Genomic DNA, 15,511 nt, shown 5'->3' with positions numbered 1-15,511 from the left:
AAACCGAGCCTAACGCCCTCCGCACGACTCACGGACCACGAGCTCGGTCTGCAGCGTGATTCGGGTCGAGGGCCGACCGGGCTCTTTCAGCCGTGCACAGAGCAGCTCTACCGCCGCGGCCCCCATCTCCGACTTCGGCACCCGCACGGTGGTCAGGCGGGGGCGTGTGAGCTGGGCGATCCGGGTGTCGTCGAAGCCGACCACCTTCAGCTCGTCGGGCACACTGAGAGTCGCGGCGATTGCGGCATCGACCACGCCGGCGGCCATCTCGTCGTTGGCGGCGAAGATCGTTGTGGGCTGCTCGGCCCACGCTAGCACGTGCTGGCTGGCGTAGTCGAAAGCGGTCTCGTACGAGTAGTCCAAATGGACGATATCCTGCCGCCCCGGTTGAAGCCCGTGCTCGGCGAGGACCTTTCGATACGCGGTTAACCGATCGATCGTGTCGAGGTTGGTGTCATGCCCGCCGATGAAGAGCACACGATTGCCCGGCGAGGAATCGAGCAGGTGGCGAACCATTTCCGCCGCACCGCGTTGCTGGTCGATGACCACCGAATCGTGCTTAACGCCGGGCACGTCGCCGTCCAGCAGCACCATGGGCAGGTCTGCCTGGGACAACGAGGTGCGGATCCGGGAGCTCATCTCCGTCACCATCACGACGATGCCATCAACCAACCCCTGCGTGCCAACGGCAGAGAGAACATCGTGGCCGTCGTCGTCGGCGGTGACCGACGAGACCAGCATGTGGTAGCCCAGTTCACGGGTCTTTTGGTTGGCTCCGCGGATAATCTCGGAGTAAAACTCGCCGTGCAAGTCCGGCAACACCAAACCCAGGATGTTGCTCTTGCGGAGCATTAGCCCCCGGGCGAAGACGTTCGGTCGATAGCCGAGCGCGTCGATCGCCTCCTCGACCCGTTTGCGCGTCTCGGAATTGACGATGTTCCGCCGATTCAGCACGCGTGAAACGGTGCTGATCGAAACGTTGGCCCGTTTCGCGACGTCTTCGATCGATGCGGCCAAGACAACTCCGCAGGAAACAGCATGAGAAGAGAAGCGGATCGAGAATCGGCCAGTTCTACTTAGGAAGACTCCGGTCGCTGGCAACCGTGGCTTCGCGCAGCTGGAACGACGCCGACAGCGGCACGGTCGAGTCGCCGCCGACTCCGACCCGGAACTCGCCCGCCTCGAGCCGTAGCTGCGCCTCATTGTCAAAGAAGGCCAGCTCGTCGGTCGAGAGCGCGAACTCGAGAATCGTGGACTCGTTGGGGTCGAGGTGAACGCGGCGGAATGCCTTGAGCTCGCGAACCGGACGGACCAAGCTCGCATAGGTGTCTTGGACATAAAGCTGGGCGACCTCGTCCGCCGCAACCGAGCCGACATTGGTCAGCCGCACTCGCACCGCGAGCGTCTGGCCGGGCTCGATCGCCGGGCGCGAGAGTTCCAGATCGCTGTACTCAAACTGGGTGTAAGACAGGCCGTATCCGAAGGGGTACAGCGGGAAGGGGTCTTCATCCAGATAGTGGGAACGGTACTTCTGTTCTTCGGGGAAGTCCGAGAGCCCCGAACCGATGAGCGCCCGGGTGCCGGCCAAAGCGGGGCGCCCGGTGTTGGGACAGTTGTAGTAGAGCGGTGATTGGCCCACATGTTTGGGGAACGTTACCGGCAGCTTTCCCGAAGGAGACTCGCGCCCCATCAGCACGTTCACCAGCGCCGGCCCGCCCATCGTGCCGGGGTGCCAAGCGTAGAGCACCGCCGCGCAACGTTCGGCTTCGTCACCGATGGTGAGCGGGCGGCCTGCCATGACGACAAGGATCGTGGGCGTGCCGGTTTCGGTAACCGCCCGGACCAGCTCCGATTGGTTGCCCGGAAGATTCAGATCCACTCGGCAGCGTGCCTCCCCGCTTAGTTGCCACCCCTCGCCAACGCAGAGGATCGCAACGTCGGACTGTTTGGCAGCCGCCACGGCGTCGGCAATCCCCGCCGCGCTCTGGTCGATCGTCGATTCAAGTCCCGCTGCCACCGTCAGCTGGCCACGCTCACCGATAGCTTCACGCAGCGCGGCTGCCAGCGTGACGGCCTCTTCGGCCTTGCCATCGAGCATCCAGCACCCGAGCTGATCACGCGCCGCATCGGCCAGCGGACCAATCAACGCGATCTTCCCCGGCTTGTTCGGATCCAGCGGCAAGCGTTCGGAATCGTTCTTGAGCAGCACGACGCTTTGAGTGGCGAGCGCAAGAGCACACGCGCGACGCTCCTCGAGGGTCGAGCTGAGCTGTTTGCGCTGGTCGTCCATCGCGTACTGGAATTTCACCCGCAGCACACGGCGGACGGCATCGTCGATGAGGTCGGTCTCGAGGGCTCCCGCTTCGATCAACGAGAGCAGATTTTCTTGATAGGTCGTGGAGGCCATCTCCATATCGACCCCCGCCGTGACGGCCAAGCGAGCCGCCTCAGAGCGATTCTGGGCGTACCCGTGTTCGATCATCTCGATGACCGAGCCCCAGTCACTCACGACGAGCCCCTCAAAACCGCACCGCTCTTTTAGGTGCTTGCGTACCAATTCGGTATCGCCCGACGGCGGCACGCCGTTGATGCTGCTAAAGCCCGTCATAACCGTTGCGCACCCGGCCCGCACCGCCTCTTCGAAGGGTCGCAGGAAAACGCTGTGCAGCTCGCTGATTGCGACTTGGGCCCGGTTGTAGTCACGCCCGCCCTCAGTCAGTCCATAAGCGACATAGTGCTTCGCACAGGCGGCGATGCCACGCTGCTCGTCGTCCCCCTGATAGCCCCGGACCATGGCCGCAGCAAGCTCGGCGGCAAGCACGGGGTCTTCGCCCAACGACTCGGCGATGCGCCCCCAGCGGGCGTCACGGCTGACGTCCATCATGGGAGCAAAGGTCCAGTTGATGCCCTGTTCAAGTGATTCGACCGCCGCGGCTTGGCAAGCCGCTTCAACCAGCTCAGGGTTCCAGCTTGCGCTCTGGCCGAGCGGAATGGGAAAAACGGTACGGAAGCCGTGAATGACATCGCGCGGCGTCAAGAGCGGCAATCCTAAACGCGATTCCTCTTGGGCGATCCGCTGGGCTTCGCGCGTTTGTGCCGCGTTGCCCGTGTAGAAAAGTGACCCGATGCGTCCGGCGCGCAGATCGGCCTTGATGGCGTCCCCTAGTTCGTCGCCGAACTGCGCAACTTGGCACATCTGTCCGATCTTCTCTTCGATCGTCATGACCGACAGAACGCGCTCGATGCGTTCCTCAATCGTGCCCGTCACCAGGTCGAGATCGACCGGCGGAGCCGCAGCAACAGGGTCGCTTAATTTAAGTGGCCGGTGCTGCGGCAGCGTTGGATTGAAGGTGTTCGCTGTGGCCTGCCCCGCCGTTTCATCGGTGGTATCTGCCCATGCCGCCGTGATCCAAACCGCCGGCAAGAAAAGGCATGTTGTCACCGCCAGCCACCAGGGCATGGCGCTGGCGTGATTTTGATTCGTTCGCATCAGAGAAAAGCCAAAATGGGCGAGATCGATTGCTTGATTGCACAGATGAGGGGTCCGTAGCTATATAGAACTCCAAAGCGACCGTAAATGCAATCGCTTTCACCGCTTCTCGGCCGGTTCTCTCCGTGGGGCACCTTCGCTTGCCGCCTTGTGCGGAGTAGCTCTCGGGCCCCCTCGCCATGTCGCTCGCGCTGATCCTCGCCCCCGTCTTCGTGCTGATTCTCCTCGGGGCAACCCTCAACCGCTGGGGGTTTCCGGGGGCCGGTTTCTGGGGCCCCGCAGAACAACTCACCTACTACGTGCTGTTTCCGGCTCTGATACTGACAACCCTTTCTGAAGCCGATCTCAGCCAGCTCGCCTGGAAACCGTTGGCGGTCGGCTTGGCGGCAGCGATCACCGCCATCACGGCCGTAACGCTTGTGACCGGCACGCTGACCGGCTGCCAAGGACCAAAAATATCAAGCTTGGTGCAGGGAGCGATCCGCATGAACACCTACGTGGGGCTCGCTGTTGCGAGCTGGGGGTTTGGTGCGGCCGGACTGGCTTACGCCGCCGTATCGATCGCGATCATCGTCCCGCTGGTCAACACGCTCTGCGTCGCGGTGCTGGCCATTTATGCCGAGCCGACGGTCGGCGGCTCATCGTCCGGATTAGTACGTGGCTTGTGCTCGAACCCCCTGATCCTGGCTTGCATTGCTGGTATCACGCTAAACGCTTCGGGGTATGCGATCCCGCCGATCGCTGACGAAGTAACGCGGGTGCTTGGACGTGCAGCGTTGCCGCTCGGGCTGTTGGCGGTTGGTGCAGCCCTACGCGCCGAAGCCTTCCGTCGGCTCGGCTGGCCCGAGGCCCTGGCGAGTGCCGCAAAACTCCTCGTGTTGCCTGCCCTCGCGAGTGCTCTGTTGCTGCTACTGGGTGTTGAAGGCCAGGCCTTCGGCATTGGCATCGTCTTCACGGCATTACCTACCGCCCCGAGCTCCTACTTGCTCGCCAAGCAGATGGGAGGCGATGCCGAGTCGATGGCGGCGATGGTGACCTGCCAAACGCTCGCGGCAGCAATCACCCTGCCAGGGTGGCTCACGTGGATCAATAGCTTCTAGCAGCAGCTCAACGAGTCAGCGGATCGGCTCGGACCCACAATCCCCCCCAAAAAGCAATCCCCGACTATAGTAAACTTGTGATAACGGGGATGCCCCTAAGTAAGTGCCCCCCCGCTCTCGCCGGCAAACACCGGCCGTCTCCACCATACTGAACGCGATGCGCACGCTTCTAAAATTGCTGACCTGCTTGGTTGCAACCCTGCATTTTTGCGGGGCCGTGCCGGTAACTGCTCAGACCATCGCTTCAATGCGCGCCGACCAGCTAGCGCGTTTGCAGACCTATGTGCTCGACGCGATTCAGCCCTCGGGGTTGGTCCGCGATTCGCTTGTCCTGAGCCCGAGCGGCACGAACTTTCACCCGGCGACGCCCGATGCTGCGGGGTTCGCCCTGCTTTCGCTCGCGGCGTTCGACCAACTAGGAACCCTCCCCAACGCCGATCAGCGGGTTGTCCAGATCCTCAACGCCCACGTGGGCAACACGCCCGGCGTGAACCCGGTACGATCGCCCGATGGGCATTTCCTGCACTTCATCGATATCGTGAACGGGTCCGATCCGCCGGGATGGGACGACAGCTATAGCCCTATTAGTTCTGCGCTGGTGGTTGCTGGAGCGCAGTTCGCGAGCAATCACTTTGCCGGCACTTCGTCGCCGCTGGCGGGTCAGATCGCGGCGCTCGCCGATCAGCTAACCGCCTCCGTCGATTTCGACGCCGCGATCCATCCGAGTCTCGATGGCCGGGTGTACCTCGACATGACCGCTGCCGGCGGTGGAGCCGGTGGAACGCTACGCCCATGGAACGAGTATCAATTGGTCGTAAGCCTCGCTCTCAGGCAACAAAACAACGACCGGGCCGTCGCAGTGCGGCGGCAGTGGTTCAACACCGACCTGCTTCCTCGCCGCGGACTCGGGCCGTACCAGACTCTCACAGATAACCCGAACGCCTACGCGTCGGCCTTCTGGACGCAACAGGCGCAGTTTTTCAACGGCGACTTCCGCCACGACGATGACTTTCAAACGTTCCTTGAGAACCACAAGCTGGGCGATGAGCTGTACAGCAGCGCCGTTCTCAATCAGGCGTACCGGTACGGATTGACCGCTGGTGTGAATCCGAGCGGCTATCACGCGGATCGCCCGTTCAATCATCCGGACACGGTGTTCTCGCCTTCGGCGGTGGCAGCCTGGGGCGATCTCGACACGCTGCTGCAGTTCTATCTCGATCAGCTCCCCGCGACGAACCCACGCTATCGTTACGGCTTGGCTCGTGTCTCGGATGAGCAGCCCACTTGGATCCCCAACGACGCGGGCCTTGTCGATCACTTGTTCTTATTGTTCGGCCTCGTCGAGAGTCTGCATCCCGACTTCTTTGCCGATCGAGTTTTCGCCCCCTTAGTCGCCGGCGACTACAACTTTGATGGCGAAGTCGATCTGGCCGACTACACGGTCTGGCGCGACACTCTGGGCGGCGCTGATCTGTCGGCCGACGGTGACCTCGATGGCGACGTCGATCAACAAGACTATGCCGTGTGGGCAGCGGCGCTTTCCGCAGCGAGCGCCTCAGCGCTAGCGATCCCCGAACCGGCTTCCTTGGCGCTTCTTCTGCCTGCTTGGCTCTTGTTCAGCGCGCGCCGGCAACGGTGTCGCTAGCGCGGGCGGAAGTGACCGATTGTGCAGCGCAAGTCGCGGAGACATCACGCGTTGTTGTCCCGGTAACGCGGCGTGTTGCTGTGCCGGAGTGCGTTATTTTTTTACGTGAAAGCGCTTGCATGCACACTTGCATGTCGATTAGGGTGCGAGAAGTGGTCGCTTAGCGATCGTCTCTTCTTAAACAATTCTGCTTTTCGGCTTTTGCCTCACTTTCTGTTCTGGAGTGTCTCATGAAGACTTTGATTGTCACCTGCTGCGCGCTGCTTGTTGCTGGCTCCGCTTCTGCCACCACACTGCTGTTCGATTTCGGCCGCACCGACACGCAGTCGCCGTTCACACCGGGTGTAATCGGTTGGAATAATGTGGTTCCCGCCACGACAAGCCTGTTCGCGATCTTTGAAGAAGGGGGAACGGTTGTTCCTGGCGTCACATTTGAGATCACCGATGACTTTTTCCAAGTCGGTGAGCCGACAGCGAATATCGGCTCGATCGCGCCGACCGGCGACGCCGGAGCCTATCCGGTTAGCGCCACATCGGACCCTTTCTTCGGTCACAACGGTGCCTTTGCGGGTCAGCCTGCCAACCCCTATGCGGAAATCACCCTGAGCGGTCTTAGCGCGGCTAACACCTATAGCTTCACCTTCTTTGCATCGCGTCAGCCGGTCGGCGACAACCGTGAGACTGAGTACCTAGTAGACGGTGCCAACAGCGGAACGGCGTTGCTCAACCCGTCGAACAACAACTCTGAAGTTGCACGCATTATGGGGATCGTTCCCGATGCGAATGGCGATATCACCGTCGGTTTCCGATCGGGACCGAATAGCAACTCCGCTTTCTACTACGTCAACGTGATGCAGGTTGATATTTCTGCCATTCCCGAGCCGACAACGAGCGCTCTGCTGCTGAGCCTTGTTGCCGCCGCTACGCCGCTTCGTCGCCGGGTCTGATCGACGCGCGATCTCGGCACCTCTGTTTGGCACTTCATTCGTTCCGGCCACGCGCTGCGTGGCCGGAACGCTAAGAATATCACCTCATCCCCTGGTGGGTCTTATGAATCGGTTCTGCTTTGTCGCAATCGCTGCGCTCGCGCTGTCTCATCCGGGGATCGCGGCCGGCCAGGCTAAAAACGTCCTCTTCTACGGCAACAGTTTCACACTCGGATTCGGCAGCACGCGGAGCGTGAATGCCCTGTTCAAAGATATCGCCATTGCCGCGGGCCATCCCGCCCCGCTCGTGCAAAGCGCGGCGGCAAGCGGACAAGAAATTGGCTGGCACGTTGCGAATAACACGGCCGCCATTTTCACCCTCATCCCGCCCGCTCAGGATTGGGATGCGATCGTCATGCAGGAGCATTCCACCAAACTGACCCGAGCCTATCCGGGCCCCCCCGCGTTCCCCGCCAGTGTCGCCGACTCACAATCCGATATTGTGGCACTCTACAATGTCGCGAAGCTGCGCAGCCCCGACGTTACGCCCGTGCTGTATGAAACATGGGCACGGGGACCGGGGCATGCCTTCTACAGCGGTGTTACGCCACTCTTTGCGGATCCCGCCGAAATGCAGGCCGAGATTCGCACCGGATACGACGCCCTGCAGAGTGCGCTCAATACGGCTACCGGCGATGAGCGGGCGCTGATCGCTCCGGTCGGTGACGCCTGGGAAGCCGCGGGCTACGACCGCTTGCACGCCAACGACCTTTGGCACGCTCAGAATCGCGGCACAATGCTCGCAGCGCTGGTGATCTATGGCACCGTCTACGGCGATGTCACCACCAGCGACATCGATCTCACCTCGGTGCTCTCCTCGGTGGGTCTGTCGGCTGCCGATGGAATGCAACTCACCGCGGCTGCCGACGTAACGCTCAACCCGATCCCCGAGCCCTGCTCAGTGATCTTGATAGTTGGCGGAGCGGGGGCCGTGATGTTCATGCGGCGTCGCTGATTCGCTGAGTCGCTCAGCGTCTCTCGCCAGAGGAAGCGGCTCTCTTAAGTTCAACGCCAGCGGGGTACGACGGAAACCGTCGCACCCCGCTGTTTTTTGTTGTCCTTCATAGCGGTGGCATCTTAACAACGCTCAGCGACGACGGCTGCCGATACCAAGCACCCCGCCCAGCAAGCCGAGCGACACCAAGCTCGCCGGCTCGGGGATCTCCGTCCCAACAAGGATGTTGAAGAACCGCCGATTCGTGCCCGTCTCGGGCGAGAAGTAAAAGTGCTGGCTGCTGAGGCCCATTAGTTCGACAAACCCGAGGCCCGTGGGCAACAGGCCCGGTAACTCCAGCACGCCTGTAAATCCAACGCGGTTCGGATCGCTGTAGATGAGCGTGCGGTTATCGTTAAACGAGAAAAACTGGTTCGTATCGATCGCCACGCCGTCAAGCAACACCTGCGCGGGAACGTTCAACAGGTCGAGCTGATTCACCGCGTAGCGAAACGAGAAGATCGATCCGCCGGGTGCCGCATTCGCGTCGAGCTTTATCGAGCCGGTGGTCGGATCGTACTGCCAAGTCGCTAGCTCGGGTTGGAGGTTGTCAAAAAACCAGTCGTAGTTCTCGCCGGTGGGGTCGTCGTAAATCGGCTGCCAGATGCCGTGCCCCCCCTGCACCTCGGAGTACAACGGCATGCCGCCGATGTCGCGAATGGCCTGAATTGTCTCGCGTGTGGGACCAACCGGAACGACCGTATCCCCGCCGCCGTGGTGTGCCCAGATGCGTGTCTCTGCGTAAGACTCGGCCAGTGCCGGAAGACCACCGGCAGAGAGCGGCATCGCCGCCGCGAAATGGCCCGGTAGCCGACCGATCAGATCCCACGTTCCGAACGCTCCTAGCGACAAGCCCGTGATCAAACGCCGCGACGTATCGACCGGATAGAGCTGCTCGATCTGATTCAGCACATCAACCGTGAGACGCATCGGCAAGGAAAACTCGGACGAGCCGTAATTGTCCCACCGCGTGTTGGGCATAGCCTGCGGCACCACCAGGATCGCCGGATGCTCGCTCTGCGTGGTGTTGATGAGTCCGTTGATGTAGGCCAGCTGCGACGTGTTGTTGGTGCCCCGCTCGCCAGCACCGTGCAGATGGACCACCAGCGGGAAGCTGGCACCAGGATCGTTGATTCCCGGCGGCAGGAAGAGTCGGTAGGGCAACACGTTGCCGTTACCGTCGTCGTAGGTGAGGGCCATTCCGCCCTGGGCCGAAGCATGAGCCGCAAAACTCATCGCAACCGTCAGCGTCGCGACGGCTTTCCTATACGAACTGGAGCTACGCGTGAGAAGCATCAAGAGACTCGTGGTTGAAAAGAGGGGCGTGCTTGCCGGGTCGGGAAAACCCTCGACCAAGCAAGCGAAAAACCGCGGGTGGTGAATGCCACCCGACTGCTCTCCCTGTTGCTGGTCCGCAGAAAAAATCATCGGGGGGAGTAGGGCATCACCTCGGTGCTGGTGCGTTGGTCGCCGAATGGCTACCCCCGATCAGCGTGACGAGAATGATGTTCACCACCATCATTTGAGCAATCGCGGTCAAATGCAAGCGCTTTCAGGGGCCAATCGAAGGATTCCGCCGCATCCCTCCGACGTTCATCGGAGCCATTAACCTCGGGGGCAACGCTTGGCGATGGGTCCCTTAGTCGGCAGCTTGCAAGCTGCCTGCGACCTTTGGCGCTGCTCTCGCAAAAAGGCTTTCGCCTTTGATAACCACAGGGGTTGCTAGTGTGGTGTCCTGCGTGTCGAACCAACAACCAACCAGCAAACGATGGTTGCGAGAACGCCGGGCTCGGGGATTGAGGCGGTCGAGGCACTCCCCCCAGCGGCAAGGGTATCGCCGAAGCGAGCAACCCATACCGCGTAATCTTCGATCGGGTATTCCGCTCCAAGTCCATCACGCCATGTGGTGTAGTCCGCTACGTCAACCAACCCGTCACCATTGAAGTCGCCCGCCAATTGCGGTGCCGAAACAAAAGAGGACAGCCACTGGCCGAGGGGCAGATTGTTGGGCTGATTCGCAGGGTTCGTCGCGTTAATGTTCCATAAGCTGCCATTGGAGCCCGGCATGCCCCACTGCCAGATATGCGCTGCCTGAAGCTGATCGGAACGCCCGTCGAGCGCGCGCATCAAACCCTTGAAGGCCATCACCTGCTCGCTCGTGTCGAGCGGTCCGCTGCTGTCTTGCGGATTGACGGCGGTGCGGTTGTAAGGCAGATAACCGACCTCGGTCAGGACAACGGGCAACCCGGCTCCACCGCCTTGAGCCGCAGCAAAATTGAGGATTTCGTTATCGAGGCGATTCGTCCAGCCGACTTCGACCTGCGCGATGAAAGCCTCGTTCGGATCAACTCCCGAGGCATCCGCCTGCGCGTTGGTGGTGGTATTGCGGAAGTAGGCATCGATCCCCAGATAATCGATTGCCGGATGGTTCCAGATGGTGGCGGCAACATTGCTATTCGTGAAGTTGTCCCAGTTGGCGGCGTAGCCGATCTGACCGCTAAAGGTTAGATCCACCGCCGAGATCGCGGTCGTCCACTTCGCGTTGTTGCCCGGGTTGCGCGTGATTGCGCGGAGCTCCGTGCCAACGTTCATCGCGTCAGCACCGTTGGCCTGAGCTACCTGCGCTACCGCTATGAGGTAGGCGGTGTAGTCGTTCCAGAAGTTGTTCCACTCTGCCCCGCCGGGCGTGGGATCGTACTGCCCGCGCCAGTAGGAGAAGTTCTGCAACTCGACGAACGGATTGACGGTGACGCGCATGCCGAGCGACTTGGCACGCTGGATGCCGGCCGCGATGTGTGCAAGCTCGGGCCCCTGCGACGAAGTCGCGGCGATCGCTCCGGTGGTGTCGTTGACAAACCGCACGGGGCTGAGCGACACCTCGCGGAAGCCGGCGTCATAAACGCTCTGCACAGCATTCTGCCAGACCGAAGACCCCGACCCACCAAAGTTCCACCACGATACCAGATTGAATCCCACGCCCGGATCGACGTTCGGCTCGTAAATGTTGGTATCGGCCGAACTTACCTTCGCTGCGCCAATCGCGATTACTGCGACAAGCGCCGACCGCAGCAGAGCGGCTCTAAGTCGACTGCAATTCATTGCTGCTGGGCTTTAGGGGCGGGCCGGTACGGCCGTAGTAAAAAGTCGCTAGGGCTTTGGCACGCGGATCTGCAGCTTTCGTTGCTGAGCAACGTCGATCTCTAGCGGCGTGGTTTCGCCCGCGCAATAGGCTTCCGCGACGATCGGTTTGTCATCGGGGCAGTCCCCGATCAAGAGGTAAACACGATGCTTGCCGCGGATCAGCCCGTCATTGTACTTGTGCGTGGTGACCGACTCGATACGTCCGTCGGCACCAACCACGGCGTTGGCCACGCGGGGAAAGTTTTTCCCGTCGGGCGACTCCATGAGCGGCACAAACTTCAGCCGAAACTCACCGAGCGGCAAGGGCGTTCCGTCTTCATAAGCGACATCGCCCGAGACGCTGACGATATCTAAAGGCCCTCCGCAGCCGGTGCAGAGAAGCGTTGCCAAACTTAGGGCTATCGTGACGGCCTGGGAGCGTGCCCAACACCGATTATGTGCCCACGGGCGTAACCTCGATTTGCTCAGCTTCATCCTAAGCAGCTCTCAGAAATCGGAGACGGAGTATTCGTCACGGGCAACATTGAGTCGCTGCCAGGTCAAGAAACGGTCGGGCTGGGTCTGGCTGAGCTGCACTTTGCCACCGAGTTCGTTGGCACCCTCGAAGTCGCCCGTTTCGACGAAGTCGACAACGTACCGCACGCTGCCGTCGGCCATCGCGACGTTGAGCCCCCCCGGGTGCATGCTCCGCATGACCGATTGACCGCTCACGTTTTGGGTAAAGACGCTCATACACTGGGCCTTGAGCGCCCCCTGGTCAGCGCCGAATTCGGCGATCAGATCGCTGGCACCAAACAGATCGTCGCGACCCGGATTGCAGTCGTTGGGCGGCGATCCGAGGTGGCGCACATGAAAGCTTGAGCCCGCCATGGCCATGGCCCACACGCCGCGGCGATCCTTCTCATTCACACCCGTCCGCATCTCGCCGAGCATGATCGTCTTGGACGTGCCATCGGTGATCTGTGCCATGGAGAGCGCTTGATTGACCGTCCCGTCGCTGAAGCCCGAGAAGCCAATCTGAAAAGCGAGGTCGGCCTCGTTGCCGCTCGTGTCTCCCACAACGCGCCAGTACTCGTTGGGCCAGTAGTGCACGGCGTTCAGGCCGTAGTTGCCCCGGGCCCACGAGCCGCCGCTGCCAACAAACAGCGTTGAGTTGTTCGCATCGCTCGGACACAGCATCACCGTTACCGGGGTCGCACGGGCGATCGCGTTGCGATCACCATTGGGATCGTCACGCACACGACGCGTGGGGGTGATATCGAACTGATCGGAAAGGGCCGTCTCTTCCAGGAAGGGGAGCAACCGGATCGCCCAGTTATGGAAGAGTGCTTGATCTTTTGTCGGGTTGTAAAGCCTGCCGTCCGGAAACTCCGCCGCGGCCGGGAAGCGGCCGTAGGTGTCGTGGTAGTTGTGCATCGCCAACGCAAGGTTCTTGACGTTGTTCACACACGACGAACGTCGCGCCGCCTCGCGTGCCGCTTGGACTGCTGGCAACAGCATCGCGACCAAGATCCCGATGATGGCAATCACCACCAGGAGCTCAACCAGGGTAAACGCCCTGCGGCGGGAGGCTGAGGTAGACGGCATGGCAACGATCACTCCGTGACGAGGGGGGCGACGCCCAAACAACTATCAAACTACCCGAAGACTTAGCGCTTTCGCGAGAGCGACGCTAAGCCGGCACCCAAGAGCAGCCAAGCGGTGGCGGGCTCGGGAATCGCGACGGCGGTTCCGAAGCCCCAGTTGCCCAGCAAGGCGTTCAACTCCGCGTTGTCCACCGGAGCCGCGAATCCGTTCACCCACGCCGCGGGAACCGTTGACTGGCCCCACGAGCCGAGGAGCAGGTTCAGGTCGCCGTTATCGACCTTGCCGTCGCCGTTGAAGTCACCCGATACGGGCTCGTTCGACTCGAGCGACAGCAGGCGGAAGTTGTCGATAATAAACGAGTTGGTGTCATCGGAATTGGTCGCGAGAGCAAAACGGAAGAAAGTCCCCGCTTGCAAGCCGGCATCGGCGAGGCTCACCCCCCCCAGAGGTAATCTCCGACAGCGGGATCTCGATCGTCTGCGTCTGCCCGGCCCCACTCACCGGATTGCCCGCCTGCTTGGCGGGCGACTGATAGAAGGTGCCCGAGGCGTCGCTCACGTTGAGAAACAAACTCAGGTAGGACGGAATGCCCGGGAACTGATCGTCGGTAAAGGTGACGTCGAAAGCGATCCGATCGGCACCGTTGACCCGCGTGATCAGGTCATCGATCTGCGGCTGATTGGCGGGATTACCCGTCTCACCTGCGTCGAGGACAAACTGACTGGCCCAGGCGAAGCCCGCTTGCGGCGACTCGATAAGCAAGCCCGATGCCCCGTCGGTCGCCCCCTGAGAAGTAATCGACCGGGTGTGGAAGTAGGGCTGACCGGCAAAGCCGTCGGCCCAACCCTCCAGCTGCTCGTTGACGGGCGTGCCCCCGTTGTCCGGAGTCTCCCACGAGAAGAGTAGGTCTTCGATATAAGTCGGGGCCTGGGTGAAACGGACGTTGTCGATGTAATAGAGGACCCCTTCGCCACCAGCCCCGGCAACGTGGTTGCTGTTGGTGCCGAAACCGAGCTGATAGAACCCCGATCCAGGAGTTAGTGAGAGCTGAGAAGCCGGCATGCTGGCGGCAACAAAGCTCGCCGAACCCGGCGTGCCGTTCACTACGCCGAACGATTCCTCAAAACCTTGAACGCTGTCGCTGTTCGAGAAAACGTTGATCTGAAAGAACCCGCCCGGATCCGAGACACGGTCCCAACCGGCCTGGGTAAAGGTGACATCGAAGTCGAGCGTGTATTGAGACGGATCGGCTGAGACCGTATTGAAAAGATCGTACAGCGGGCCTCCGGCGGTACTGGTCTCGTTCACCACCACGTCGCGGCCGAAGCCGGTACCCGTTTCGATCGCCAGTGCCATTGTTCCGTTGGTGGCACCGATCGTTGACTGGGTGTGCCCGATGTAATCCGAATCGGCCCCCCCCTGAGGTACAAAACCGTTGAGCCCCGTTTCAAAGGAATAAAGCAGCTGTGCGTTCGCTGGGGACCCGAGCACTGCGCTCAGGATCAGAGCCATGACGGGGCAGGCAAACGGCCCTAATGCCGACAGAAATTGCTTATTGAGCATGGTTGATTGCGTCCAGCAGAAGAGAAGACGTTCTAGTTGAAGCGAAGAGCGTGTAGCTAGCGGCGAGTTGATCTACCACCGCCTCCTAGAAAAAGCCGAAGGCGCGAGCTGTGGGGATAAGAGCACGGCGGGCCGAGCTGCACTCGGCCCGCCGTGCTCACTCCACGCTTCCTGTTCATTTTAGCTATCAGCGGCGGCGGAACCCTAGTCCAGCGGCAGCAATCGCCGCTGCAAGGGCGATCGACGCGGGCTCGGGGATCTCGACGAGTCGAACGTTGTCTAGGAACAGCGTGATGGGCCCATCAATGTTCTGTGAAGGTCCACCATACAGCTGGATGGTAAAGGCACGCGTCGCGCTCATCGAGCTGGTCGGGATTGAATAAGACTGCCAGACACCGGTGTTTGGCGCGAGGTTTGTGCCCAGCACGCTGTTGAAGCCGTAGCCATCGCCTTCACGGGAAACAAACTGGAAGAAGCCGTGATTGCCAAAGGCATCCAGGGCGGCTCCGGGAGCAATCTTTAGGTCAAAATCGAGCGAGGCGTACCCCGTGAGATCGGTCACGGCAGGGAAAGCGTCGTTCGTAAAGGCAAAGCGGTTGTTGCCACCCTGGCTCGACACGAAGGTCATATCCAACCTCATCGCGCCCATCGGATTCCCGGGCGAGCCCTCAGTCGGAACGACCGAGATGCTGGGCAGGATCGGGCTGCCGAAATCGAACCGCCAGGCTTCGCCGGCCGAGTCAAAGTCGTTCACGATCAAGTCCGCCGACGCTAGATTCGGAGCCAGACCGAAACCAAGAAGGGCAAAACCAACTGCTGCACGGAACATCGGCGTCATGAGTCAACCTCAAGGTGCGGAGAAAAGAGGGGGAGAAGCTGTCGCGAGAAGAGGCAGAATGCTGAAGCGCCTCCAGGCAGATGCCTTTCTACGCTTTTCTACTGCATGAATGGCCTGCTAAAGTACTTGAGCAGCGTCGTCAACTGTTTCCCTTCTAATTTTCTTCT

General features: G+C 61.1%; 13 protein-coding genes. 4 read left to right on the top strand and 9 right to left on the bottom strand.

What is annotated here, in order from left to right; genetic code table 11:
• Positions 1-9: 9 nt before the first annotated feature.
• Together Pla111_RS05645 and Pla111_RS05640 are read right to left on the bottom strand one after the other, a co-directional pair.
• Positions 10-1,017, bottom strand: a complete 1,008-nt coding sequence (locus Pla111_RS05645) for a LacI family DNA-binding transcriptional regulator (RefSeq protein ID WP_197524789.1) — start codon at positions 1,015-1,017, stop codon at positions 10-12.
• Positions 1,018-1,072: 55 nt separating this feature from the next.
• Entirely contained in the window at positions 1,073-3,490 is a 2,418-nt protein-coding gene (locus Pla111_RS05640) for a glycoside hydrolase family 3 N-terminal domain-containing protein (protein ID WP_197524788.1), read from the bottom strand.
• A gap of 179 nt (positions 3,491-3,669) precedes the next feature.
• Here Pla111_RS05640 and Pla111_RS05635 point away from each other — a divergent pair, with 179 nt between their 5' ends.
• The 4 genes from Pla111_RS05635 (at position 3,670) to Pla111_RS05620 (ending at position 8,176) form a co-directional block, all read left to right on the top strand.
• A complete protein-coding gene (locus Pla111_RS05635) occupies positions 3,670-4,590 on the top strand; it encodes an AEC family transporter (RefSeq protein ID WP_146572232.1) in 921 nt (306 codons plus the stop codon).
• Positions 4,591-4,747: 157 nt separating this feature from the next.
• Positions 4,748-6,235 carry a hypothetical protein gene (locus Pla111_RS05630; RefSeq protein ID WP_146572230.1) on the top strand — a complete coding sequence of 496 codons (1,488 nt, stop codon included), beginning with the start codon at positions 4,748-4,750 and terminating at the stop codon, positions 6,233-6,235.
• Positions 6,236-6,465: 230 nt separating this feature from the next.
• Positions 6,466-7,182, top strand: coding sequence for a hypothetical protein (locus Pla111_RS05625; RefSeq protein ID WP_146572228.1), 717 nt, complete (start codon positions 6,466-6,468; stop codon positions 7,180-7,182).
• Between the two features lie 103 nt (positions 7,183-7,285).
• Entirely contained in the window at positions 7,286-8,176 is an 891-nt protein-coding gene (locus tag Pla111_RS05620; protein ID WP_146572226.1) for a PEP-CTERM sorting domain-containing protein, read from the top strand.
• A 132-nt stretch (positions 8,177-8,308) separates the two neighbouring features.
• On the opposite strand, the gene Pla111_RS05615 is transcribed toward Pla111_RS05620, so the two are convergent.
• The 7 genes from Pla111_RS05615 to Pla111_RS05590 form a co-directional block, all read right to left on the bottom strand.
• Entirely contained in the window at positions 8,309-9,511 is a 1,203-nt protein-coding gene (locus Pla111_RS05615) for a carboxylesterase family protein (protein WP_197524787.1), read from the bottom strand.
• Positions 9,512-9,937: 426 nt separating this feature from the next.
• Positions 9,938-11,314 carry a glycoside hydrolase family 113 gene (locus Pla111_RS05610; protein WP_146572223.1) on the bottom strand — a complete coding sequence of 459 codons (1,377 nt, stop codon included), beginning with the start codon at positions 11,312-11,314 and terminating at the stop codon, positions 9,938-9,940.
• 48 nt (positions 11,315-11,362) lie between these two features.
• The gene (locus Pla111_RS05605) at positions 11,363-11,746 is read right to left on the bottom strand and encodes a hypothetical protein (RefSeq protein WP_146572221.1); all 384 of its coding nucleotides are present in this window, start codon (positions 11,744-11,746) and stop codon (positions 11,363-11,365) included.
• 96 nt (positions 11,747-11,842) lie between these two features.
• Complete coding sequence (locus tag Pla111_RS05600) at positions 11,843-12,943, bottom strand: DUF1559 domain-containing protein (RefSeq protein ID WP_146572219.1); 1,101 nt, start codon at positions 12,941-12,943, stop codon at positions 11,843-11,845.
• A 62-nt stretch (positions 12,944-13,005) separates the two neighbouring features.
• Positions 13,006-13,380 (bottom strand): PEP-CTERM sorting domain-containing protein, encoded by a 375-nt coding sequence (locus Pla111_RS05595; RefSeq protein WP_197524786.1) that lies wholly within the window; start codon positions 13,378-13,380, stop codon positions 13,006-13,008.
• Positions 13,310-14,506, bottom strand: a complete 1,197-nt coding sequence (locus Pla111_RS17155; protein WP_197524785.1) for a hypothetical protein — start codon at positions 14,504-14,506, stop codon at positions 13,310-13,312. The genes Pla111_RS05595 and Pla111_RS17155 overlap by 71 nt, the downstream gene beginning before the upstream one ends.
• A gap of 187 nt (positions 14,507-14,693) precedes the next feature.
• Positions 14,694-15,335: a hypothetical protein gene (locus Pla111_RS05590; RefSeq protein ID WP_146572215.1), complete on the bottom strand. Its 642-nt coding sequence runs from the start codon at positions 15,333-15,335 to the stop codon at positions 14,694-14,696.
• Positions 15,336-15,511 lie beyond the last annotated feature (176 nt).

The sequence above is a fragment of the Botrimarina hoheduenensis genome (assembly GCF_007859815.1).
Classification (GTDB): Bacteria; Planctomycetota; Planctomycetia; order Pirellulales; family Lacipirellulaceae; genus Botrimarina; species Botrimarina hoheduenensis.
The sequence above is the reverse complement of the archived record's forward strand: the minus strand, read 5'-3'. Positions and strand labels throughout refer to the sequence as shown.

Bases quoted from the DNA above. Each gene is read 5' to 3' on its own strand.
- Pla111_RS05640 (WP_197524788.1), bottom strand. From the start codon at position 3,490: ATGCGAACGAATCAAAATCACGCCAGCGCCATGCCCTGGTGGCTGGCG.
- Pla111_RS05635 (WP_146572232.1), top strand. From the start codon at position 3,670: ATGTCGCTCGCGCTGATCCTCGCCCCCGTCTTCGTGCTGATTCTCCTC.
- Pla111_RS05630 (WP_146572230.1), top strand. From the start codon at position 4,748: ATGCGCACGCTTCTAAAATTGCTGACCTGCTTGGTTGCAACCCTGCAT.
- Pla111_RS05625 (WP_146572228.1), top strand. From the start codon at position 6,466: ATGAAGACTTTGATTGTCACCTGCTGCGCGCTGCTTGTTGCTGGCTCC.
- Pla111_RS05620 (WP_146572226.1), top strand. From the start codon at position 7,286: ATGAATCGGTTCTGCTTTGTCGCAATCGCTGCGCTCGCGCTGTCTCAT.
- Pla111_RS05615 (WP_197524787.1), bottom strand. From the start codon at position 9,511: ATGCTTCTCACGCGTAGCTCCAGTTCGTATAGGAAAGCCGTCGCGACG.
- Pla111_RS05610 (WP_146572223.1), bottom strand. From the start codon at position 11,314: ATGAATTGCAGTCGACTTAGAGCCGCTCTGCTGCGGTCGGCGCTTGTC.
- Pla111_RS05600 (WP_146572219.1), bottom strand. From the start codon at position 12,943: ATGCCGTCTACCTCAGCCTCCCGCCGCAGGGCGTTTACCCTGGTTGAG.
- Pla111_RS17155 (WP_197524785.1), bottom strand. From the start codon at position 14,506: ATGCTCAATAAGCAATTTCTGTCGGCATTAGGGCCGTTTGCCTGCCCC.
- Pla111_RS05590 (WP_146572215.1), bottom strand. From the start codon at position 15,335: ATGTTCCGTGCAGCAGTTGGTTTTGCCCTTCTTGGTTTCGGTCTGGCT.